The organism is Prosthecobacter sp. Pr1, from assembly GCF_057652315.1.
Map to the genome: position 1 here is coordinate 1 of NZ_JBYFBS010000046.1, position 5,462 is coordinate 5,462.

Sequence of the window (5,462 nt, forward strand, 5' to 3'; positions counted from 1 at the left end):
AACCCGCAGCGAAAAACGCGGGCTGAGAAAAAGAGGATTGGGAAGCGAAAAGCGGCTCATGAAACTTGGAATCAGAAACGATCTTTTAGAAAACACAGAAGCAGTTTGGAGCGAGGCGAAAGCCGAGTGAAGACTGCTAGAAAACAGAAAGCTAAATTGTGCGCTGTGCATGAAAATGCGCAGGCATCTGTGGTTTAAACAGATGCAGTCAATAGAGTGCGTCTTGAAAAGAGACGGCTCGAAATTTTTGGAGAGTTTGATTCTGGCTCAGAACGAACGCTGGCGGCGTGGATAAGACATGCAAGTCGAACGGGACACCATGAGTAGCAATACAAGTGGTGTCTAGTGGCGAACGGGTGCGTAACACGTGGATACATTCCGGGAAGCGGGGGATAGCCCAGGGAAACTTGGATTAATACCGCATGTGGTCGAAAGACTAAAGGCAGGGACCGCAAGGCCTGCCACTTCCCGATTGGTCCGCGGCCTATCAGCTAGTTGGCGGGGTAAAAGCCCACCAAGGCTACGACGGGTAGCTGGTCTTAGAGGACGACCAGCCACACTGGAACTGAGACACGGTCCAGACACCTACGGGTGGCAGCAGTCGAGAATCTTTCACAATGGGGGCAACCCTGATGGAGCGACGCCGCGTGGAGGATAAGGTCTTCGGATTGTAAACTCCTGTCATGTGTGAACAAGGCTGCCGTGTTAATAGCATGGCAGATTGATGGTAACACAAGAGGAAGAGACGGCTAACTCTGTGCCAGCAGCCGCGGTAATACAGAGGTCTCAAGCGTTGTTCGGAATCACTGGGCGTAAAGGGTGCGTAGGTGGCGTGGTAAGTCAGATGTGAAAGCCCGGGGCTCAACCTCGGAATAGCATCCGATACTACCATGCTAGAGTACTGAAGAGGTGACTAGAATTCTCGGTGTAGCAGTGAAATGCGTAGATATCGAGAGGAATACCAACGGCGAAGGCAGGTCACTGGGCAGTTACTGACACTGAGGCACGAAGGCCAGGGGAGCAAACGGGATTAGATACCCCGGTAGTCCTGGCAGTAAACGGTGCACGTTTGGTGTGGGCGCAATCGACCGCGTCCGCGCCGGAGCTAACGCGTTAAACGTGCCGCCTGGGAAGTACGGTCGCAAGATTAAAACTCAAAGAAATTGACGGGGACCCGCACAAGCGGTGGAGTATGTGGCTTAATTCGATGCAACGCGAAGAACCTTACCTGGTCTTGACATGCATTGTGTCTCCGGTGAAAGCCGGATAGGGTAGCAATACCCGCTTTGCACAGGTGCTGCATGGCTGTCGTCAGCTCGTGTCGTGAGATGTTGGGTTAAGTCCCGCAACGAGCGCAACCCCTGTGATTTGTTGCCACCGGCGTATGCCGAGCACTCGAATCAGACTGCCTCGATCAACGAGGAGGAAGGTGGGGATGACGTCAAGTCCGTATGGCCCTTACGACCAGGGCTGCACACGTACTACAATGCCCAGTACAATGTGAACCGAGACCGCGAGGTGGAGGAAATCAATAAAACTGGGCTCAGTTCAGATTGGAGTCTGCAACTCGACTCCATGAAGCTGGAATCGCTAGTAATGGTACATCAGCTACGGTACCGTGAATACGTTCCCGGGTCTTGTACACACCGCCCGTCACATCATGGAAGCTGGTTTCGCCCGAAGTGCATGCGCCAACCGCAAGGGGGCAGTGCCCTAAGGCAAGACTGGTGACTGGGATGAAGTCGTAACAAGGTAGCCGTAGGGGAACCTGCGGCTGGATCACCTCCTTTCTATGGAGAATGTCCGATGGCTCACGCCTGATAACGGACAAGGTCGACACTGACTGCCAGCAATGGCAAAGTGTGTGAATGATGAAAGTCCTCACAAACCTTAATACTGCGAATGAGTAGTCGCAGCGCACAATTTAGTTTTTCTGTTTTCTGTGCCTTGAGCGGGGGTTTAGCTCAGTTGGTAGAGCGCTAGCTTTGCAAGCTTGATGTCAGGAGTTCGAGTCTCCTAACCTCCACCATCAATGATCAGCGGGCATGTAGCTCAGTTGGTTAGAGCACCGCCTTGATAAGGCGGGGGTCACTGGTTCGAGTCCAGTCCTGCCCACCATTCATTGTGCACAATCTGTTTTTTTGGGAATCATGTTCTTTGACAACTGTATATAGGGTAGAAAACAAATTCAATTGAGCCATCTTGAGAACCGTGAGGTTTGTAAAGATAAGTAAAATTAAGAATCAGGCGAAAACATTTCGGCGCGGTGAAAGCCGCGCTATTCGAAATGGATTTTAACAATGTAAGATTTATAGGGTATGTAGTGAATGCCTTGGCACTAGCAGGCGATGAAGGACGTGGTAAGCTGCGATAAGCTCCGGACAGCCGCAAACTGGCTTTGACCCGGAGATCTCCGAATGGGATAACCTGTAACGATTCATCTCGTTACGTGACGCTCTGAATACATAGGAGCGTCGACGCAATACCGCCCGAAGTGAAACATCTCAGTAAGGCGAGGAAAAGAAAGCGAATGCGATTCCGTCAGTAGTGGCGAACGAAAGCGGAACAGCCTAAACCGGAAGTTTACTTCCGGGGTTCGGGGCCCGATGTGGTAGTTGAAGAGTTAGGTGAAGCGAATGGAAAATCGCTCCAAAGAGGGTGAGAGGCCCGTAACCGAAAACTTGACAACGCCTAGGGATTCCCAGAGTAATACGATCCACGTGGCATTTCGTATGAATATGTGCCGACCACGGCATAAGGCTAAATACTCGCTAGTGACCGACAGTGAACAAGTACCGCGAGGGAAAGGTGAAAAGAACCGCCGTGAGCGGAGTGAAATAGTACCTGAAACCACATACCTACAAGGTGTCAGAGCCGGCTTGTCCGGTGATGGCGTGCCTTTTGCAAAATGAGTCTGCGAGTCAGTCTGTGTGGCAAGCCTAAGTCCTTCTGGGACGGAGGCGGAGCGAAAGCGAGTCCGAACAGGGCGACAAGTCGCACGGGCTGAACCCGAAGCGGAGGCGATCTACCCATGGCCAGGTTGAAGCGTTGGTAATACGACGTGGAGGACCGAACTGGTGAACCTTGAGACGTTCTCGGATGAGCTGTGGGTAGGAGTGAAAGGCTAATCAAGCCCCGTAATAGCTGGTTCTCCCCGAAATGTATTTAGGTGCAGCGTCATGCGCTGATCGAGGGGGGTAGAGCACTGAATGAGCTAGGGGACATACCCGTCTACCAAACTCAATCAAACTCCGAATACCCTCGAATGTAGCATGGCAGTAAGACAGTGGGGGATAAGCTTCATTGTCGAAAGGGAAACAGCCCAGCCCTGCAGCTAAGGTGCCCAAATGCCGCTAAGTGGAAAGGAGGTGAGATTTCATTGACAGTGAGGATGTTGGCTTAGAAGCAGCCACCATTTAAACAGTGCGTAATAGCTGACTCATCGAGAGATCTCGCGCCGAAAATGATTGGCGATTAAGCGGCATACCGAAGCTCTGGATTGTATCAGCTACGGTTGATACAGTGGTAGGGGAGCGTTCTGTGAGCGTCGAAGCGTGAAGGCGACTGACCGTGGAGTTCACAGAAGTGAGGATGCAGACATAAGTAACGTTAAGGGCGGTGAAATCCCGCCCCGCCGTAAACCCAAGGTTTCCTGGGCAACGATATTCGTCCCAGGGTTAGTCGGGAGCTAAGTCAAGGCCGTATGGCGTCGGCGATGCACATTGGGTTAATATTCCCAAACCGGCTATGGTTAAACCAGGACGTTCGTGGAAATTGAGAAAGCATGCCGGCTGAAAGTGGCAGAAGGAGGCGGGGCAACCCAAATCCGGTCTTTTGATCCGACCACCGAGAAAAGCGTTTTGGCCCTTTCCATGGCCGCCCGTACCGCAAACCGACACAGGTGGGTGGGTAGAATATACCAAGGCGAAAGAGTGAAACCTCGTTAAGGAACTCTGCAATCTAGTCCCGTAACTTCGGAAGAAGGGATGCCCTCTTAGGAGGGTCGCAGTGAAAGGGGACAACCGACTGTTTATCAAAAACACAGCATTGTGCCAAGACGAAAGTCCAAGTATACGATGTGACACGTGACCAATGCGGAAAGATTAAGGCAAGGGGTTAGCCGCAAGGCGAAGCTCTGAACCCAAGTCCCCGTGAATGTCGGCCGTAACTATAACGGTCCTAAGGTAGCGAAATTCCTTGTCGGGTAAGTTCCGACCTGCACGAATCGTGTAACGAGTTGTCCGCTGTCTCAACGAGGGGCTCAGTGAAATTGTATTAGCAGTGAAGATGCTGCTTACCCGCAGAAGGACGGAAAGACCCTATGCACCTTAACTGTAAGCTGTCACTGGTCGTTTGGTTTCCATGCTTAGCGTAAGTGGAAGACTTTGAAGCGTAACTTTCGGGTTACGCAGAGTCGTCAATGAAACACCACCCTTGGGTATTGAACGATCTAACCGCAGTCCATGAATCTGGATGTGGGACCATGTCAGCCGGTCAGTTTTACTGGGGCGGTATCCTCCCAAAGAGTAACGGAGGAGCGCGAAGGTTGGCTCAGCGTGGTTGGTAATCACGTGTTGAGTGCATTGGCATAAGCCAGCCTAACTGTGAGACCTACAAGTCGAACAGATGCGAAAGCAGGCCAAAGTGATCCGGTGGTTTAATGTGGAATTGCCATCGCTTAACGGACAAAAGGTACGCTAGGGATAACAGGCTGATTTCATCCAAGAGTTCATATCGACGATGAAGTTTGGCACCTCGATGTCGGCTCGTCGCATCCTGGGGCTGGAGAAGGTCCCAAGGGTCCGGCTGTTCGCCGGTTAAAGCGGCACGCGAGCTGGGTTCAGAACGTCGCGAGACAGTTCGGTCCTCTATCCTCTGTGGGCGCAGGAAAGTTGAGGGGTTCAATTCCTAGTACGAGAGGACCGGAATTGACGCACCTCTGGTGTTCCAGTTGTTCTGTCAAGAGCATCGCTGGGCAGCTATGTGCGGAAGGGATAAGCGCTGAAAGCATCTAAGTGCCAAGCCCATCCCAAGATTAGCTTTCCCTGAAGGATCGTGGAAGACTACCACGTTGATAGGCCACGGGTGCAAGCGCAGTAATGCGTTCAGCTTAGTGGTACTAATCATCCGTTTGTCTTACATTGTTCCATTTCAACCAAACTGAAGCCTGGTTCGAGGCTCAAAAGAATTTGCCAATACCCTGTATGCAGTTGTCAGAGAACACTCCCTGAAGTGTCTCCAGACACTCGGTTCATATGCCTCACCCGCATGATGAGCCGCAGTCTGGTGACCATGGCACAGTGGTACCACCCGTTCCCATTCCGAACACGGAAGTGAAACGCTGTTGCGCCGATGATAGTATGGCGAAAGGCTATGCGAAAGTAGGACGTTGCCAGATTAAACATCATCCCGCATCTCGTAAGAGATGCGGGATTTTTTGTGCCCGCATTCCGAGACCAAAC

Annotated in this window: 2 tRNA genes and 3 rRNA genes; all 5 read left to right on the top strand. The window is 51.9% G+C overall.

Annotated features, from left to right (window positions below):
- Positions 1-244: 244 nt before the first annotated feature.
- The 5 genes from AC24GY_RS29320 (at position 245) to rrf (ending at position 5,398) form a co-directional block, all read left to right on the top strand.
- Positions 245-1,790: ribosomal RNA gene (locus AC24GY_RS29320) — 16S ribosomal RNA — on the top strand.
- Positions 1,791-1,953: 163 nt separating this feature from the next.
- Positions 1,954-2,029, top strand: a tRNA-Ala gene (locus AC24GY_RS29325).
- A 12-nt stretch (positions 2,030-2,041) separates the two neighbouring features.
- Positions 2,042-2,118 (top strand) — tRNA-Ile (locus AC24GY_RS29330).
- A 182-nt stretch (positions 2,119-2,300) separates the two neighbouring features.
- Positions 2,301-5,144, top strand: a 23S ribosomal RNA gene (locus AC24GY_RS29335).
- 138 nt (positions 5,145-5,282) lie between these two features.
- Positions 5,283-5,398: ribosomal RNA gene (gene rrf / locus AC24GY_RS29340) — 5S ribosomal RNA — on the top strand.
- Together the 16S, 23S and 5S rRNA genes with 2 tRNA genes alongside form the textbook arrangement of a ribosomal RNA operon.
- The last annotated feature ends 64 nt before the right edge of the window (positions 5,399-5,462 follow it).